Origin of the sequence: Polyangium spumosum (assembly GCF_009649845.1) — a bacterium.
GTDB classification, from domain to species: Bacteria; Myxococcota_A; Polyangia; order Polyangiales; family Polyangiaceae; genus Polyangium; species Polyangium spumosum.
Genome location: NZ_WJIE01000022.1, coordinates 103,308 through 119,043, shown reverse-complemented (window position 1 = coordinate 119,043; position 15,736 = coordinate 103,308). Strand labels below are relative to the sequence as shown.

Annotated in this window: 13 protein-coding genes; 7 read left to right on the top strand and 6 right to left on the bottom strand. The window is 72.2% G+C overall.

What is annotated here, in order from left to right:
- Nucleotides 1–404 precede the first annotated feature (404 nt).
- The 4 genes from GF068_RS39490 (at nt 405) to GF068_RS39475 (ending at nt 6,118) form a co-directional block, all read left to right on the top strand.
- Complete coding sequence (locus tag GF068_RS39490) at nt 405–911, top strand: hypothetical protein (RefSeq protein ID WP_153824718.1); 507 nt, start codon at nt 405–407, stop codon at nt 909–911.
- A gap of 6 nt (nt 912–917) precedes the next feature.
- On the top strand, nt 918–1,739 hold the full coding sequence (locus tag GF068_RS39485) for an undecaprenyl-diphosphate phosphatase (RefSeq protein WP_153824717.1): 822 nt from the start codon (nt 918–920) through the stop codon (nt 1,737–1,739).
- Between the two features lie 54 nt (nt 1,740–1,793).
- Nucleotides 1,794–4,901, top strand: a complete 3,108-nt coding sequence (locus tag GF068_RS39480; protein WP_153824716.1) for a hypothetical protein — start codon at nt 1,794–1,796, stop codon at nt 4,899–4,901.
- Between the two features lie 83 nt (nt 4,902–4,984).
- Nucleotides 4,985–6,118, top strand: coding sequence for a deoxyhypusine synthase family protein (locus tag GF068_RS39475; protein ID WP_153824715.1), 1,134 nt, complete (start codon nt 4,985–4,987; stop codon nt 6,116–6,118).
- 58 nt (nt 6,119–6,176) lie between these two features.
- Here GF068_RS39475 and GF068_RS39470 read toward each other — a convergent pair whose 3' ends face one another.
- On the bottom strand, nt 6,177–6,698 hold the full coding sequence (locus GF068_RS39470; protein ID WP_338046757.1) for a TrmH family RNA methyltransferase: 522 nt from the start codon (nt 6,696–6,698) through the stop codon (nt 6,177–6,179).
- Between the two features lie 6 nt (nt 6,699–6,704).
- A complete protein-coding gene (locus GF068_RS39465; protein ID WP_153824714.1) occupies nt 6,705–7,523 on the bottom strand; it encodes a C2 domain-containing protein in 819 nt (272 codons plus the stop codon).
- Between the two features lie 188 nt (nt 7,524–7,711).
- Here GF068_RS39465 and GF068_RS39460 point away from each other — a divergent pair, with 188 nt between their 5' ends.
- Genes GF068_RS39460 through GF068_RS39450 form a run of 3 tightly spaced genes read left to right on the top strand, consistent with a single transcriptional unit; the run spans nt 7,712 to nt 10,188 of the window.
- Complete coding sequence (locus tag GF068_RS39460; RefSeq protein ID WP_153824713.1) at nt 7,712–8,548, top strand: class II glutamine amidotransferase; 837 nt, start codon at nt 7,712–7,714, stop codon at nt 8,546–8,548.
- A 37-nt stretch (nt 8,549–8,585) separates the two neighbouring features.
- Nucleotides 8,586–9,218, top strand: coding sequence for a hypothetical protein (locus GF068_RS39455; RefSeq protein ID WP_153824712.1), 633 nt, complete (start codon nt 8,586–8,588; stop codon nt 9,216–9,218).
- A 52-nt stretch (nt 9,219–9,270) separates the two neighbouring features.
- Entirely contained in the window at nt 9,271–10,188 is a 918-nt protein-coding gene (locus tag GF068_RS39450) for a patatin-like phospholipase family protein (protein WP_153824711.1), read from the top strand.
- A 52-nt stretch (nt 10,189–10,240) separates the two neighbouring features.
- Here GF068_RS39450 and GF068_RS39445 read toward each other — a convergent pair whose 3' ends face one another.
- Genes GF068_RS39445 through GF068_RS39430 form a run of 4 tightly spaced genes read right to left on the bottom strand, consistent with a single transcriptional unit; the run spans nt 10,241 to nt 15,714 of the window.
- Entirely contained in the window at nt 10,241–10,711 is a 471-nt protein-coding gene (locus GF068_RS39445; protein ID WP_153824710.1) for a nuclear transport factor 2 family protein, read from the bottom strand.
- A gap of 31 nt (nt 10,712–10,742) precedes the next feature.
- Entirely contained in the window at nt 10,743–12,704 is a 1,962-nt protein-coding gene (locus GF068_RS39440; protein ID WP_338046756.1) for a beta-ketoacyl synthase N-terminal-like domain-containing protein, read from the bottom strand.
- Nucleotides 12,701–13,489, bottom strand: a complete 789-nt coding sequence (locus GF068_RS39435; RefSeq protein ID WP_153824709.1) for a hypothetical protein — start codon at nt 13,487–13,489, stop codon at nt 12,701–12,703. Before GF068_RS39435 ends, GF068_RS39440 begins: the two co-directional genes overlap by 4 nt.
- Complete coding sequence (locus tag GF068_RS39430) at nt 13,489–15,714, bottom strand: beta-ketoacyl-[acyl-carrier-protein] synthase family protein (RefSeq protein WP_153824708.1); 2,226 nt, start codon at nt 15,712–15,714, stop codon at nt 13,489–13,491. Before GF068_RS39430 ends, GF068_RS39435 begins: the two co-directional genes overlap by 1 nt.
- Nucleotides 15,715–15,736: the final 22 nt, after the last annotated feature.

Genomic DNA, 15,736 nt, shown 5'->3' with positions numbered 1-15,736 from the left:
GCCGGTCCACGTCCCTGCGCCGCCGGTCCGCGCTACCCAAGGTGGTGGGTCGATGCCTCGAGGAGCGAGGAAGTGTCACCCAGGCTGCCGGTCTGAAGTGTCACCCAAGATTCCGGTTGCACACCCCGCCCTTCGCGCGAGCCTCCCCGCCCTTCGCGCGAACCTCCCCGCCCTTCGCGCGAGCCTCCCCGCCCTTCGCGCGAACCTCCCCGCCCTTCGCGCGAACCTCCCCGCTCTTCGCGCGAGCCTCCCCGCTCTTCGCGCGAGCCTCCCCGCTCTTCGCGCGAGCCTCCCCGCTCTTCGCGCGAGCCTCCCCGCTCTTCGCGCGAGCCTCCCCGCCCTTCGCGCGCGTTCTCCCGCCCTTCGCGCAAGACAGCCGGACGGATATGCTACGGTCCGCTCCCATGGCGCAACCCTTCGACGCAGAGCTCGAAGAGCTCGTCAGCAAGTTCTCCCGCGAATTGGCCGACCAGATCCGCGCGCTCATCCTCCGCCGCCTCGGCATCGAGCGCGCCCCCGCCTCGCGCCCCGCCCCCCGCTCGACCCCGGCAAGGTCCGCGCCCGTGTCCACGCCCACACCCGCACGCACCAAACGCGCGCCGAACCGCGCCCCCGCCACCGTACGCGCCCCCGTCTCCGAGCGCCGGCACGCCGCTCGCCCGACCAGCGAGGAGCGCGCCGCCGCCATCGAGCGTATCGCCCGCATCATCGCCAACGGCTCGGGCCTCAGCGTCGGCGAGATCGAGCGGCAATCCGGCTTCACCCGCTCCGCCGTCGGCTCCGCGCTGAAGACGCTCAAGGACCAGGGACGTATCTTCATGGGCGGCACGAAGCGCTTCGCCCGCTACGCCACCACCCAGGCCGCCGCCGAGCAGGCCAGCCTCGAGGCGAGGCGCGGCGCCGCCGCCTGAAGCCGGATGACCTGGCTCGACGCCCTGCTCCTCGGCGCGCTCGAGGGCCTCACCGAGTTCCTGCCCGTCTCGTCGACCGGACACCTCATCCTGCTCGGCGCCTGGCTCGGCCAGCACGACGAGGTCGCAAAGACCCTCGACGTCGTCATCCAGCTCGGCGCCGTCGTCGCCGTCGTCGTGTATTACCGCGCCCGCCTCGCCACCCTCGCCCGCGGATCCCTCCGCCGCGACCCGGCGAGCCTCCGGCTGCTCGCCGCGCTCGCCGTCGCCTTCACCCCGGCCGCGCTCGTGGGCTTCTTGCTCCACCGCACCATCAAGGAGCACCTCTTCGGCCCCGGCCCCGTTGGCCTCGCGCTCATCGTCGGCGGCGTCGTGATGACCGGCGTCGACACCTGGCGACGCAAAAACGGCGCGGAGACGGGCGAAGACGACGACGCGGACCTCGCCTCCGTCACGCTCGGCCGCGCCGCGGTGATCGGCCTCTTCCAGTGCTTCGCCCTCTGGCCCGGCGCCTCCCGCTCCATGACCACGATCATGGGCGGCCAGCTCGCCGGCCTCCGCACCAAGGCCGCGGCCGACTTCTCCTTCCTGCTGGCCATCCCCACCCTCGGCGCCGCCACCGTCTACGACCTCGCCAAGGGCGGCGCGGCCCTGCTCGCCTCCCCCTCCGGCCCGCTCTCGCTCGCCGTCGGCCTCGCCGCCTCGTTCGTCGTCGCGTGGCTCGTGATCGCCGCATTCCTGCGGTACCTCACGCGCTTCGGGCTCGCGCCGTTCGGCGTCTACCGCATCGCCCTCGGCGCGCTCGTGCTCCTCTTCGCCCGCCCCTGACACGGCGAAAGATCGCTTCATTTCACGATCACGAGCCGATAAAGTGCGCGCCTCATGAAGAGGTCCCTGCTTCGCCGGACGAGCGCCCTCTCGCCCGTCCTCGCGCTCTGCGCGCTCGCGTCCGCCGCGGCCACCGCCTGCTCCTCGACGCCCCCGCCCCCGCCCAAGCTCGTCGTGAAGCCCGCGCCCCCGCCGGTGGAGATCGCCGCGCCCCCGCCCCTGCCCCCCTCGCGCTGGTCGATCGCGGGCGGCGCCACCGAGCTCGGCCCCAGGCTCGCCTCGGGCACGCTCGTGCTCATCGGCGGGCGCCGCGCGATCGTGGGCAAGGACGGCGCCGTGCAGGCCGAGACCGTGGCCTCGCCCGAGCCACTCGAGGAGGTCGTCGAGGTCCCCATGCCGAGCGGCGAGCGCAAGCTCGTCGCGTGCGGGCTCCGCGGCGTCTACCGCCTCGACGACCCGCTCGGCGCGCCGACGCCCCTCGCCCAGGCCGAGCAGGACATCCGCGGGATGGGCGCGTACGCGGGCCGCGTCGCGGTCTGGACCTACGGCGGCGACATGCCGCGCTTCATCGACGTGGAGACCGGGCGCCTCTCGCCCGTCACCACGCTGCCGGCCCTGCCGCTGCGCGCCGTCGCGTTCAAGGACGGAAAAGAAGGCGCGGGGCTCTTCGAGGGCGTGGGGCTCGCGGTCACGGCCGACGGCGGCGCGACGTGGAAACGCGTGACCGAGGACGTGAAGGGCGACGCGATGCGCGTCTTCGAGGTCGCCCTCCGCGACGGCGCGCTCCGCGCGTTCGTGTACGACGAGGGCCGCGACGCGCCGGTGGACGTGGCGCAGGCGCACCTCGGCCGGCTCTCGAACCACGCGCCGAAGGAGAACGAGCCCCCGCTCGTGAAGTGGATCCGCGCGACGCACAAAGATCCGCTGACGATCGCGGCCTCGTCGGGCGTGCTCCTGCCCGACGGCGGCGCGCTCGCGGCGAGCCACGGCATGCTCGCGCGGGTCGACACGAAGACCGGCCTCGTCACGGCCGTCTCGGAGTTCGCGCGGAGCGACGACCTCGGCCCGTGCACCCTGGGCCGCGCGGGCAAAGACGCCTGGCTCGCCTGCCCGCTCACCGAGGACGCGCTCGGTGATCACTACGATCCCTTCGGCGTGATGCGCGTCTCGCTCGAGGGTGGCGCCTTGAAGCCCGAGCGCCCCGCGCTCGTGCGCAGCGGCGAGGCCGAGCTCCGCACCTCGCCGAGCGGCGGCGTCATGCTCGGCGGCGGGTGCAACACCGATGACGCCAACGACCTCTGCGCGCGCCAACCCGACGGCCGCTGGCTCACGTTGCACAGCGACGTGGAGCTCTACTCGCGTGGCGCCGGCCCGCTCGCCGACGGCCGCGTCGCCTTCGTGCGCAACCTCTGGGAGGGCGACGTGCCCGAATCCGATCGCCGCGACGAAGAGGAGGAGGCGCGCGACGAGGAGCGGGAGGAGGAGAGCGAAGAGGACGAGCGTGACCCGCGAGATCGCCCGGTCCCCGAGCACAAGCGCGTCTACGTCGCCGCGCTCGGCGAGGGTGGCAAGGAGCAGCGTATCGCCACGCTCGACTTCCGCCCGCTCGGCGAGCTCCGCGTGCTCGGCTCGATCGAGGAGGACGACGATCACACGCTCTCCTTCATCCTCGCCGACGACGACGGCGTCTACGCGGTCTCGCAGCCCGCGGGCAAGGAGGCGAGGAAGCCGCAACGGATCCCGGGCGCCTCCCACGGGCGCATCCGCGGCGGCCGCGGCCTCGCGCTCGGCGACGAGGGGATCAGCGCGTCGAAGGACGGCGGCAAGACGTGGCAAAGCGTGCCTCTCCCCGAGCCCGTGCGCGCGTCGCTCTCCGACCTGAGCGGCATGCTCGACGACCCGGCGCTCTTCAACGTGTCCGAGGTCGGCGTGATGCTCGACAGGCACGTCCGGATCGGCTGGGGCGCCGAGCAGCCCCACGACGAGCGCGCCGCGCCGCCCTTCGACGTGACCATCCCGCGCGCCGAGCTCAGCCCCGGCCCGGGCGCGGACCGCGTGCTCACGTGCACGAGCGAAGGCGCGATCCAGGGCACCGCGCCGATGCCGAGCACGAGCTTCATCACCCAGCTCCTCGCCAAGAAGGGCGCGGCGCCGAAGGGCACGCGCCGGACGTCGAAGCTCTCGCCGCTCGCGCGCAACGGGCTCATGGACGTGGTCGCGCTCCTCGAGGAAGAGGGGTCGGACAAACCCGGCTCCGAGCCGGCGAAGTGGACGCTCTCCTGGCACGACGCGACCGAGCTCGGCGGCAAGGTGCGCACGTGGAGCGGGCCGCCGCCGAAGGGCACGGCGTGGGGCGCGGAGCTCCGCGCGACCGCGGGCGCGGGGGCGCGGGCGCTCTTCACGGTGCGCGTGGGCGGGAAGAACCTGCTCGTGCGCACGAAGGCGGGCGGCGGCGTGGAGACGGCCACGGTCGGCTACGACCTCTTGCCCTCGAACGAGGTGGTGTTCGGCGCGGACAAGGGCGAGCCGATCGCGTGGCTGCGCGACACGGCGCTCATCGTGTGGGTGACGGGTGACTCACCGCGGATCATCGGGCACGTGGCGGCCACGCGCAGCGCGCGCACGCTCGGCGAGCCGACGAAGGACGGGATCCCGGTCCTTTTGAGCTCGTACGACTGGAGCGCGTTGCGGATCTTCCCGATCCCGCCGCCCGAGAAGAAGGGCGCGCCTCCGCCGCTGCCGCTCGCGCCGACGCTCGACGGCTGGACGGCGGCGCCGAACGTGCGCAACCAGGTCGCGCGCCTCCCTACGTGCGGGGCGAAGCCCAAGGCCGCCTTGCGGTTCCTGGTGACGCGTAGTTATGCGCGTGGCGTGATGGACGGGACGAGCGGCTCGCTCTCCGCGTCGATCTACGACGTGCGCGTCACCGGCAGCGAGGCCTGCACGGCGGGGGTGTCCACGCTTTACGCGCCGGATCGCTCGTCGCGGCCCCCGCCGCCTCCGCCGGTGGTGGCCGGCAAGCCGGCGCCCCCGAAGAAGAAGGGCCCGATCACGTTCGTTCGGGCGGACTTCCTCGGCAAGAAGGCGGAGGGCGGCGAGCGCGGCCTGCCCGCCAAGGACCAGGTCTTCAAGCTCTCCTGCACGCTCGACGAGCGCAAGTAGAGCAAAGTCCGCCCCTCCCCGACTTCCCATCTTCCGGACACGTGGTACGGAAGGGCCCGTCAGCCGCAAAGAAGGTGTTTGTCATGTCCGAAAGGCATCCTCACGGTCAACACGAGCCGCCGCGCGCCGTCCGGGATCTGAGCGACGGCGTCGAGGACCAGCTCGTGCCGCTCACGGCGCTGGATCCCCTGCAGATCAAGAGCTTCGACGATCTCGTCACGGCCATGGGCCGCACCGCGTTCAGCGGCCGCTCGCTCGGCGAGGCCTGCGACGTGCTCACGGAGATGACGCTCGATCCGGAGTGCCTGATCGTCGCGACCTTCTCCGGCGCGATGACGGTCGCGAAGATGGGCCTCGTCATCGTCCGCATGATCGAGGCGGGCATGATCCACGCGATCATCTCGACGGGCGCGCTCATGGCGCACGGGCTCAGCGAGGCCGTGGGGCTCACGCACTACAAGGCGAACCCGAACGTGTCGGACGAGGTGCTCTTCCAGAAGGGCTACAACCGCGTCTACGACACGCTCGAGATGGAGAAGAACCTCAACACCATCGACGAGTTCGTCCGCGCAGAGCTCGACAAGCTCGACCCGAACGTGCCGTGGTCGAGCGAGATGATCTGCCGCCAGCTCGGCAAGGCGCTCGCGGAGATGGGCGACTCGCCGGGCATCCTGCGCAGCGCCTACCTGCACAACGTGCCCGTCTACGTCCCGGCCTTCACGGACAGCGAGATGGGCCTCGACGTCGCGGTCTGGAAGCTGCGCCAGATCCACGCCCAGCACGGGAGCGACCCGAACTTCGATCCGTTCAAGCACGCGGCGCCGCCGGCCTACAACCCGTTCCTCGACCTCCTGAGCTACGCGAAGCTCATCGGCACGAAGAAGAAGCTCGGCATCTTCACGATCGGCGGCGGCGTGCCGCGCAACTGGGCCCAGCAGGTCGGGCCCTTCTACGACATCGTCGGGCACAGGCTCGGCGTGGAGACCGCGCACCCGCGCTTCACGTACGGCGTGCGTATCTGCCCGGAGCCCGTGCACTGGGGCGGCCTGTCGGGCTGCTCGTACTCGGAGGGCGTGAGCTGGGGGAAGTTCGTGCCCCCGAACGAGGGCGGCCGTTACGCCGAGGTCTTCGCGGACGCGACGGTCGCGTGGCCGCTCATCGTGCGCGCGGTGCTGGAGCGGCTGGAGAAGCGGCGCGGCGCGACCGCGGCGAAGTGACGTCGGTCTACGCTTGGGGGCTACGCTCGGACAAGCCGAGCTACGCCCCCAAACCCCCTCAGCGCGGCGTGAGGGATCCGCGTGGATCCTTCCGCCGCGCCCACTCGCACATGACCATGCCCGCGGCGATCGCCACCGGGTACGAGTGGTTGATCCCGTACATCGGGATCGCCAGGATCTGATCACACGCCGAGAGCAACCTGTCGGACAGCCCGTCGTTCTCGCTGCCGAACAGGAACACGAGGCCGTCCGGCATCTCGGCCTCCCAGAGCGTCGTCTTCGCGTGATCCCGCTCGACGCCGACGAGCGGGCGGCCACGCACGGCCTCGAGGAACACCTCTTCGTCGGGGCACTCCACGATCGTCTCGTACTTGGCCATCCCCATCGCGGCCCGCTCGTACCAGGGCTCCGTGCCGACGAGGAAGACCTCGCGCACCAGGAACGAGTGCGCCGTGCGGATGATCGCCCCGATGTTGAAGGGGTTTTTCGCGCGGCAAACGGCGATGGAGAAGGGGTGCCTGAGGGGCGCGAGCTCCTCGCGGATCTCCTCGGTGGAGAGGTGGAACGAAGGGACCTTCACGGGTGATCAGTCGACGCGGCCGAACTCGGCGAACGTCGGGTAGATGGGCCCCTCGCGGAAGGTCACGGTCGCCGTCGAGCCGTCCGCGTGCCGGAGCACGACCGGCAGGCCGCTCATCGGGATCGAGTTGAACGCGCTCCGGACCGCGTTGCTGCTCATGGTCTTCACGGGCTTGCCGTTGATCTGCACGACCTCGTCGCCCGGCTGCGCGCCCGCGCGCTCGGCCGGGCTGCCGCCGATCAAGCGCGTGACGAAGCAGGAGTCCGTCCGCAGCTCGAACCAGAGCCCGAGCCCGAACATCGCGTGCGCGCGCTCGTAGGCGATGAGCACCTCGCCGGCCCCCGGCACGTCGATCCGGATGCGGTCGCCGAGCACGGCGTCCTCGGTCGCGCGGAAGTCCTTCACCCCGATGGGCTTGTCCGTGACGGTGTTCGCGTCCCAGAGCTCCACGCGCATCTTGTCCGCGGGCGAGACCTGGAAGTTGCCGCGCGGCGCGTCGTCCCAGCTCGGCTCGAGCGTCTCGTTCTGCGGGTTCGTGCGCATCACCTCCACGTCGTTGATGTACAGCTTCGCGTAGGGATCCGGCAGCTTGCCGATGGCCTGCTTCCACGTCCTGCCGTCGCGCATCGTGCCTTTGACCGTCCCCGAGACGAGGCGGATCCAGCGCAGATCCTCGGGCGGCGGCGGATCGAGCGCCTGCTCGGCGGTGATCTTGCGGATGCTGGTCCCGATCTCCGGATAGAGGGCGACGCAGCCAGTCGAGAGCGCCGCTGCGGCGAGGGTGCTCGCGAGGGAGAGCGCAAAAACGAGGCTTTTCGTGTTCATCGCGGAAAGGATGTTCGAGGCGGTCACGCGAGACGTCCGGGGCGACCTGTCCGAGGACGAAGCTCCTGTCTATCAGAGATGAGAGCGAAGCTGTGACTTGCCCCGTCGCCTCCGTTTCATCACAAAAAGGGGAGCAGGCTCCGTCCACCGCCCACGTTCTCACCGCGCCGCGGAGAGGGATAAACACCATGGCTCGTCTCGTCGGCTTCGTCGGCAACCGTCCGGACCTCGGGGCACGGGTCCTCGAGCTCGAAGCTCGCAACCTCACGGTGCACAAGCAGGCCGATCGCATCCCGGGCTGGGGTGTCGGCTTCTACCAGGGTGGCGAGATCCTCTTGAAACGTCGCCCCATCGACGATCGTCCCGCGATCAACATCGCCGAGATGACCCAGGCCTTGCGCGCCGACACCCTGATCGCCCACGTCCGGCTCGGGACCGTCGGCGGCTCGCGCACGGAGAACACCCACCCGTTCCGCTACCGGCAGTGGCTCTTCGCGCATACGGGCACGATCGACGCGTTCTCCACGTTGCGCGGCCGCCTGTCCGACTCGCTGCCGCAGTTCTTGCAGCGTGACGTCCGGGGCGAGACCGACAGCGAGCTGCTCTTCCACCTCTTCCTCTCGTTCCTCCACGACGCCGGCGCCCTCGAACGTCAGGACATCCCGCCGGAGACGGCGCGCACGGCGCTGCGGTCGAGCATCGCGCTCGTCGACGGCCTCTCCGCCGAGGAAGGCAAAGGCCCGAGCCGCATGAACCTGCTCGTGGCGGCCCCCGACTACGTGATCGCCATGCACGGGGGCAGCCGCATGTTCTTGCGCGTTTTCCAGGGCGCGGCGGACCTCGAGCGGATCCTCGGCGACGGCGGCCTCGGCCGCATGCGCTTGCCGGACTTCGCCTCGTGCCGCCTGTCGATCCTCGCCTCCGACTTCGACGACGACCGGGGGCCGGCCGGATGGACGGCCGTCCAGGACCGTGCGATCGTCACGCTCACCCGCACGGATGATCCCCTCGTCGAGCCGATCTGACCTTCCAGGCCGCGCGCGCGCCTCCCTCGGGGCGCGCGTGCTCGTGTTCGTGGCCGCGGGCCTCGTGGGCTGCGCAGGCGCGGGCGCGCCCCTGTTCGCCACGACCTCCGAGCTACCCGAGGCCTCGCGCAGGCCGGACGGCGTCGCGGTGGATCCTGCGAGCGCGCCGCCGCGGGCGAGGGACGTGGCGAGCGCCGAGGCGGGCCTCGTCACGTTGCGCACGCCGCTCGGGGCGGAGGCGGTCTTCGCCACGGTCTCCGGGTTCTTCCGGGCGATCGTCGACGAGGACATGGAGGCGCTCGGGCCGCTCTTCACGCGCGACGCGCTCTCGCTCACCACCACCTTCGGCCCGAACAACAGCTCCCCCTCGGCGCCGCTCTTCTGGACGCAACGCATGCGCCGCCTCGACTACACGAAGCTCGCGGGCGAGGTCGTCTTCCGCGAGGCCGAGCTCGAGGTCTTTCGCGCGGAGGACGCGCTCACGTCCTCGCCGCACCCTGCGATCCGCGTCGAGGCGCTCTCGGCGGGCGACGTCGTGGTGCGCGTGCCCATCACGACGAGCCGCGTGGGGGCGGATCGCCTGCTCGGCGACGAGCTCGTGCTCTGGCTTCGCCGGGATGGCGAGCGATACCGCATCTATCGAATCGTCGAAGATTTTCAGATGCCTTGAGAGCCTGGACCTCGGTTTGCCCGACCTCGCTCGGGTGACCACAATGGTCCCCATGACTCGCCTCAAGGTCGCGTTCGTGGCGTCGGGCGGGGCCGTGCGAGGACTGGCCCACCTCGGCGTCCTCAAGGCGTGCGAGGAGCTCGGGATCTTGCCGGAGATCTACGTGGGGACGAGCTCCGGCGCGATCGTCTGCGCGACCTATGGCCAGGACATCCCGCTCGATGTCCTGCTCGACGCGTATCGCCTCCCTTGGCGGCGTCGCCACCGGGGCCCTCGGCTCTTCCCTTCGAGCTTCATCGGCTTGCCGACGCCCGGGGAGCTCCTCGATCCGGGCCACCTCGCCTCGGGGATCTTCTCGGCGGCGCGGCTGGAGAGGTACCTCTCGCGTTTTTTGCCCATCAACGATTTCCGCAAGCTCCCGAACCCCGTCTTCGTGACCGCGGTGGACATCGACACGGGCGAGCGTGTGGTGTTCGGGCCGGGCTACGAGGAGACGACGCCCGTGAGCCAGGCGGTCGCGGCGAGCTGCTGCGTGCCGGGCATCTTCCGCCCGTTCCGCATCGGCGATCGGTACTTCGTGAACGGCGAGGTGGCGCGCACGCTCTCGGCGGACGTGGCGATCGCGGCGGGGGCGGACGTGGTGATCATCTCGAACGTGTACAAGCCGGAGCAGACGCGCGAGGGGCGACGCAGCCTGGCGCGGCGCGGCCCCTTCCCTGTCTTGCGGCAGTCGCTCAGCGTCTTGCTCACGGAGAAGGAACGGCAGGGCGTGGAGCTCTACGGCCGGCTCCACCCGCAGGTCACGTTCCTCGACATCGCGCCGGAGCTCGGGCCCTTCAGCTACCTGAACCGCTTCGCGGTGCGTGGCCTCGTGCTGCGGGGCTACCGGCAAGCGCTCCGCGTGCTGGCGGAGGCGAAGGAGAAGGGCGTGTTCGAGCGGACGAGCAAGCTCTCGAGCCCGCTCAATTAGCTCTTCTCCCCTCTCCCGCGCGCGGGAGAGGGGCTGGGGGTGAGGGACGCTTTCACATCCCCGCGACGATCCGGTAGTCGTTCTGGTACGGCACGAGCTCGAGGCGGTTGTCCTCGACCTTGCGGCGCCACTCCTCGCCCTTCGTGCCGGGGATGCGGTAGCTCGCGCTGTAGGTGTAGTCGACGAAGATCAGGTCGTCTTCGCGCATGATGCGGCGGTAGCGGATCTCGTAGCGGATCGCGCGGGCGTCCTGGAACGCGCCGGCGAGGTAGGCCTTCAAGCCGGCGTAATCGATGTCGTCGCCCGGATCGACGTTGCCGCCGTCCTCGTAATAATCGGGCGAGGCGAAGTTGTAGAGGACGGAGATGTCCTTGTCCTCCACGGCGTGCCGGTACTTCTCGCAGAACGCGATGATCCTGCGGTTCTCGTCCGTGTCCTCCACGTCCGTGTTGGGGATGTACTTCGTCGAGCACCCCGTGAGCGTGCCGAAGGCGAGCGCAAAGGCAGCAAGAGTTCGGATCATCGTGGCTGACGCGCAACTTGCCAGACGACCCCTACCCCCCGCAAGCCGGCCGCCACTTTGTCACGAATTCGAGGACCTTTGCCTGCAAGGCAAGGTGACCGACGGGGCCGGCGTGGTGGTCGGCGCAGATGTCAGGGTCGATCGAAGCGAGCGCATTTTCAGCCGAAACGCCGAGCAGGAGGGCCACGGCGCCCTCGGCGAAGGGGCGCTCCGACGCGGACACGAACGACAAAAGATCACGCGCGGCAGGGCCCGCGTCGTCGACCGCGAGCACGACGACACGATCGGCGTCTCCCATCGCGACGAGCTCGGCGCCGGCGGAGAGCGCCTCGGCGCCGCCACCGAGGCCCGCGCTCACGGCGAAGCTCGGGCCGCGGAGCTGGTAGACGATGGCGCACTCACCCGCGACGGCGTTCGGCGAGGTGGCGGGGAAGAGGCGCGGATCGACGGAGCCGGGGCCACGCGCGCGCCTGCGCGCGTCGAAGCGATCGTTCGTGTCGAGCGTGGCGAGCGCGTGTCCCACGACGATGCCCGCGCCCACGAGGGCCTCGCGCCCCACCACGCGCGCGAGCTCGGCGACGGCGCGCATCCCGAGCCGACAGAGCGGATCGAGCCGCGCGAGGCGATCCCGCGCGACGCCCGTGAGCGCCGCGAGCTCGACCAGATCGACGCTCGTGACGCCCGCGTGCGCCTGCAAGTACACGGGCCGCGCTCGCCTCGGCGCGCGGCCGCTCGGCGTGTTCGTCAGGACGAGCGCCGCGTTCGCGCCGCCAAACGCGGCCGAGAGCTTGAGCGCGGCGCCGAGCGGTCGCGCCTCGGCGCGCTCGAGCAAAGAGACCGCGGCGTCCGGGTCGAGCTCGCCATCCCCCGCGGCGGCGGGCGCGATCCCGCGGCGCAAGGCGTCGGCGGCGGCGAGGGACTCGAGCACGCCGGCCGCGCCGAGGGTGTGGCCGATCTGGGCCTTGAAGGGGTGCACGACGGGGGGGTTCGGGGGCGCAGCTCCGCTCGCCGGAGCGGAGCCCCCGAGCGTGGACGGCGCTGATGACCCCTCGAAGATCCGGCCGATCGCGCGTGCCTCCATCGCGTCGTTGAACGGCGTCGCGGTCGCGTGTGCGCTGACGAGGCCGATCGCCGCGGGCGCGAGGCCGCTGTCGGCGATCGCTCGTTCGCCGGCGCGGGCGAGGCCGTCGCCGGTGCGATCGGGCGCGGTGATGTGCACGGCGTCGGTGGAGGCGCCGAAGCCGGCGACCCGGACGAACACCGCGGCGCCACGCGTGTTCTCCTCGCGGACGAGCGCGACGAGGCCGGCGCCTTCGCCGAGGCTCATGCCGTCGCGGCCGACGCGGAACGGCCTCGGGCGCGACGCGGTCGTCGCGCGCAGGGCCTCGAAGCCCGTGGCCACGAAGCCCGAGAGCGCGTCGTATCCACCGGCGATCACGAGATCACACGCGCCCCGATCGAGCCACCGCAGGCCGAGGCCGATCGCGAGCGTCGACGCGGCGCACGCGGCCACGAGGTGCGCGCGCTTGTGGACGTGCTCCTCCGCGAGGCCCGCGGCGGCGAAGGCCTCGTCGAACGGCGCAAAGTAGGTGGCGCGCCGCGCGAGCGCTTCGTGTTCGTCCCCGCGCGCGGGCTCGCCTCTCGCCCAGGCTTCGCGGGCCGCGAAGAACCGCGTCGCCCCGAGCATGCCGCCGCTCGACGTGCCGACGGCGATCCCGAGGCGTTCGCCACGCCAGGCAGGCCGCGCCTCGTCGAGGCCACGCACGATCTGCCCGAGCGCACACGCGAGCAGCGAGGCCGCGTGGTCCTCGAAGCCCGGCAGCTCGGCGGTCACGCGGGCGGCGAAGGGGCGCGTGAGCCCGCCACGCGCGAGCTCCTCGTCACGCGCGAGGACCACGCGCGCCCGCTCGCCGACGTCGCCGGCGTGGTACGCGCTCGGGCCCACGCCGAGCGCCGAGACGGCGCCCACCGCGATCACGCAGGCGTCACTCACGAAGCGCCTCCTCCCGAAGAGTCGTCCTCCGCGGGCGCATCCGGATCGACGAACGCGCGTGGGTTCGGCGCGCGCCCCGTCTCCTCGCCCTCGCACTTCACCGTGACCGTGAGGCCCGTCGAAGCTTGACGGTACGTCACGACGCCGCAGCCGAGCCGCGAAGCCTCCACGATCTCCTCGTCGATCCTCCGCGCCCGCGTCCCCTCCGTCGACCACGTCGTCCGCCGCGCCGAGACCACCCCCGAGCGCGCCGCGTGAAGCTCGATCACGGCCGCGCCGTCGCGCAGCGTGAACCGATCCCCCGCGGGATCCCGCTCGTGCCAGAGCAACCTGCCCGACGCGGGCCGGAGCAGCCACCAGCGGAGGAACTCCACGGGCAAACCCCGCATCTCGGCGCGGGGCGTCGCCTTGTCGCCGCGCTTCAAGAGATCGATCGCGGGCACGGCGAAGCGGAAGGCTTCGCCCCGCACCCAGAGGTCGAGCGCCGTGGTGCCGCCGGGCCCGAGCAGGATCATGCGCAGCGCGTCCGGCGGCGCGATCGCCACGGCGCCGCGTGCTTCGAGCGTGCGGCCGGTCAAGGGCTCCCGCAACGAGAGCGCGAGCCGCATCGTCCGCGCCCCCTCGCCCTGCGCCACCTGCGAGAGCGCCGCGAGCTTCCGCCGCGCCTCACGCCAGCTCGCGAGCGTGGGCGCCTCGGCCGAGCGCGCGGCAACCGGGGCCTTCGCCGCGCAGGAGGTCGCGCCGAGCATCGTCGCGAAGGCCACGAGCAAGCCCGCGCGGCGCATCACGACGAACCGGGTTCGTCCGAGGATCGATCGGCCGTGAGCAGGAGCGCGTACCCGCGCTCGGGCGCGTGCCCCACGACGAGCGCAGCGTCGAGCTCTCCCTGCGCGATCGCGGCGAGGGCCGCGGCCATGGCGAACCCACCCGCGCCCTCGTGCACGCCCGCGCGTGGCGCGACGGCGTGATGCGGGACGCGCGCCCAGGCCTCGGGCAAACGCAGGCCGGGCGGGAGCTCGTCCTGCCCCGTGATCACCGCGGCCCGCGCGGGCGGCAGCGGCGCCTCGTCGAGCGCATGTGCGCCCTCGCCGCGCCACGACGTCCACCAGGGCAGCCGCGCGATCGGCCGGATCCCGCGCGCCTTCGCGTGATCCTCGGCCTCGAGCAGGATCGCGCTCGCGCCCTCGCTGCGCACGCCGCGTGCTTCGCCCGAGCAGACGGGCCCGAGGCAACGCTCGATCATCGGGCTCGCCTCCTCCACGCTGCCCGCCGCGAGCACCTCTCCTTCGCCCACCGCGATCAGATCCGCCGCCGTCACCGCCGCGCACTCGGCCGTCACCCCGAGGTCGGCCACGGCGAACACCGGCCCGCGCAGCCCGAGGTAGATCGACGCGTGCCCCACGGGCGACGAGGGCACGAGGTTCGGGAAGTCCGCCGGGCTCGCGAACTTCACGCCCTTCTCGTAGATGCGCCGCATGAACGCGGTCGAGCCGTCCACGCTGCCGAACGCCGAGCCCAGGATCGCGCCCACCTCGGCGGCCGTGGAGGCATCCACCGGATCGAGCCCCGCGTCCCCGAGCGCCCGCTGGATCGCCACCGCCGAGAGCCTGCCGGCCCGATCGAGCCTACGCGCGCGGCCCACGTCGAGGTGCTCCGACGCCTGGAAGCTGATCGGCCCCGACGAGGGCGCGGGCCCCGGCGCGAGGTACACGTGGTTCTCCCGCGCCCCGAGCACGCCCAGCGGCCCGATGGTCGCCGCCGAGACCACCACCACGCCTCGCCGCTCCGGCGCGCGTGGGGCGGGAGGTACGTCCGGCGCGGCGAACACGAGCGACGTGTCCGTCCCTCCGAACCCGAACGAATTCGACATCACGGCGCGCACGTCCGCCTTCGTGCGAAGCGTCGCGTGCACGAGCGGGCAGGCCGGATCGACCTCCTCGAGCCCCTTCGTCGGCGGGATCTCGCCCCGCGCGATCGTCATCACCGACACGGCGGCCTCGATCGCGCCCGCCGCCCCCAGCGTGTGCCCGATCTGTCCCTTCACCGACGAGACCACGACGCGCTCGGCCTCCGGCCCGAAACAAGCGCGGATCGCCGCGGCCTCCATCGCGTCGTTCAGCGGCGTCGCCGTCCCGTGCGCGTTGACGTGATCGATCTCGGCGGGCGAGAGCTTCGCCTTCGTCAGCGCGGCCCGCATCACGCGCGCCGCCGTGCGTCCTTCGCGCTCGGGGTTCGTGATGTGGTGCGCCTCGGCGCCCACGCCCCAGCCGGCGAGCTCCGCGAGCGGCCGCGCCACGCCACGCGCGCGCGCCGCCGCCTCGGGCTCCAGCACCAGGAAGGCCGCGCCTTCGCCGAGGTTCAGGCCGGCGCGTCGTTTGTCGAAGGGCCGGCACGGGTTCGGGTCCACGGCCGAGAGCGCGCCGAACCCCGTGTACGTGAGCCGGCAGAGCCCATCGGCGCCGCCCGCGACCACGCAGTTCGACACGCCCGCGCGGATCCACGCCGCCGCGAGCACCATCGCGTTCGCCCCGCTCGAGCAAGCGCTGCACACGCTGCGCACGCGGCGGAACGGCCCCACGGCCGCGCGCACGTGATCGGCCGTCGACGAGAGCGGGTGCGTGAGCATCGCGCGCAGCGGCCTGATCGCGTCCGCGTCCCGCGAGAGCTCCGCGAGCAGATCCTCCGTCTCGTACATCCCCGCGGTCGTGCCGCCGACGACGAGATCGATCGCCTCTCGATCGGGCGCGACGCCGGCCTGCGCGAGCGCCTCGCGCACCGCGAGCACGCTCATCGTGTCCGTGCGCGACCAGGCCTCGGCGTCGCCCTCGGGCGCGACCTCGGCCGCGGCGATCCCGGCGACCTCCGCGGCGAGCCGCGTGCGCATGTCGGGCAGGTGGAAGAGCGTGAGCTCCCCGAAGGCGCGATCGCCCGCGAGTAGCCTGTCCATCGTGACGCCGGCCCCGCGCCCGAGGGGCGAGACGACGCCGATGCCGGTCACCCAGATGCGCATGGCCTACGAGGACGCGGGCGAG

Bases quoted from the DNA above. Each gene is read 5' to 3' on its own strand.
- GF068_RS39490 (WP_153824718.1), top strand. From the start codon at position 405: ATGGCGCAACCCTTCGACGCAGAGCTCGAAGAGCTCGTCAGCAAGTTC.
- GF068_RS39485 (WP_153824717.1), top strand. From the start codon at position 918: ATGACCTGGCTCGACGCCCTGCTCCTCGGCGCGCTCGAGGGCCTCACC.
- GF068_RS39480 (WP_153824716.1), top strand. From the start codon at position 1,794: ATGAAGAGGTCCCTGCTTCGCCGGACGAGCGCCCTCTCGCCCGTCCTC.
- GF068_RS39475 (WP_153824715.1), top strand. From the start codon at position 4,985: ATGTCCGAAAGGCATCCTCACGGTCAACACGAGCCGCCGCGCGCCGTC.
- GF068_RS39465 (WP_153824714.1), bottom strand. From the start codon at position 7,523: ATGAACACGAAAAGCCTCGTTTTTGCGCTCTCCCTCGCGAGCACCCTC.
- GF068_RS39460 (WP_153824713.1), top strand. From the start codon at position 7,712: ATGGCTCGTCTCGTCGGCTTCGTCGGCAACCGTCCGGACCTCGGGGCA.
- GF068_RS39450 (WP_153824711.1), top strand. From the start codon at position 9,271: ATGACTCGCCTCAAGGTCGCGTTCGTGGCGTCGGGCGGGGCCGTGCGA.
- GF068_RS39445 (WP_153824710.1), bottom strand. From the start codon at position 10,711: ATGATCCGAACTCTTGCTGCCTTTGCGCTCGCCTTCGGCACGCTCACG.
- GF068_RS39435 (WP_153824709.1), bottom strand. From the start codon at position 13,489: ATGCGCCGCGCGGGCTTGCTCGTGGCCTTCGCGACGATGCTCGGCGCG.
- GF068_RS39430 (WP_153824708.1), bottom strand. From the start codon at position 15,714: ATGCGCATCTGGGTGACCGGCATCGGCGTCGTCTCGCCCCTCGGGCGC.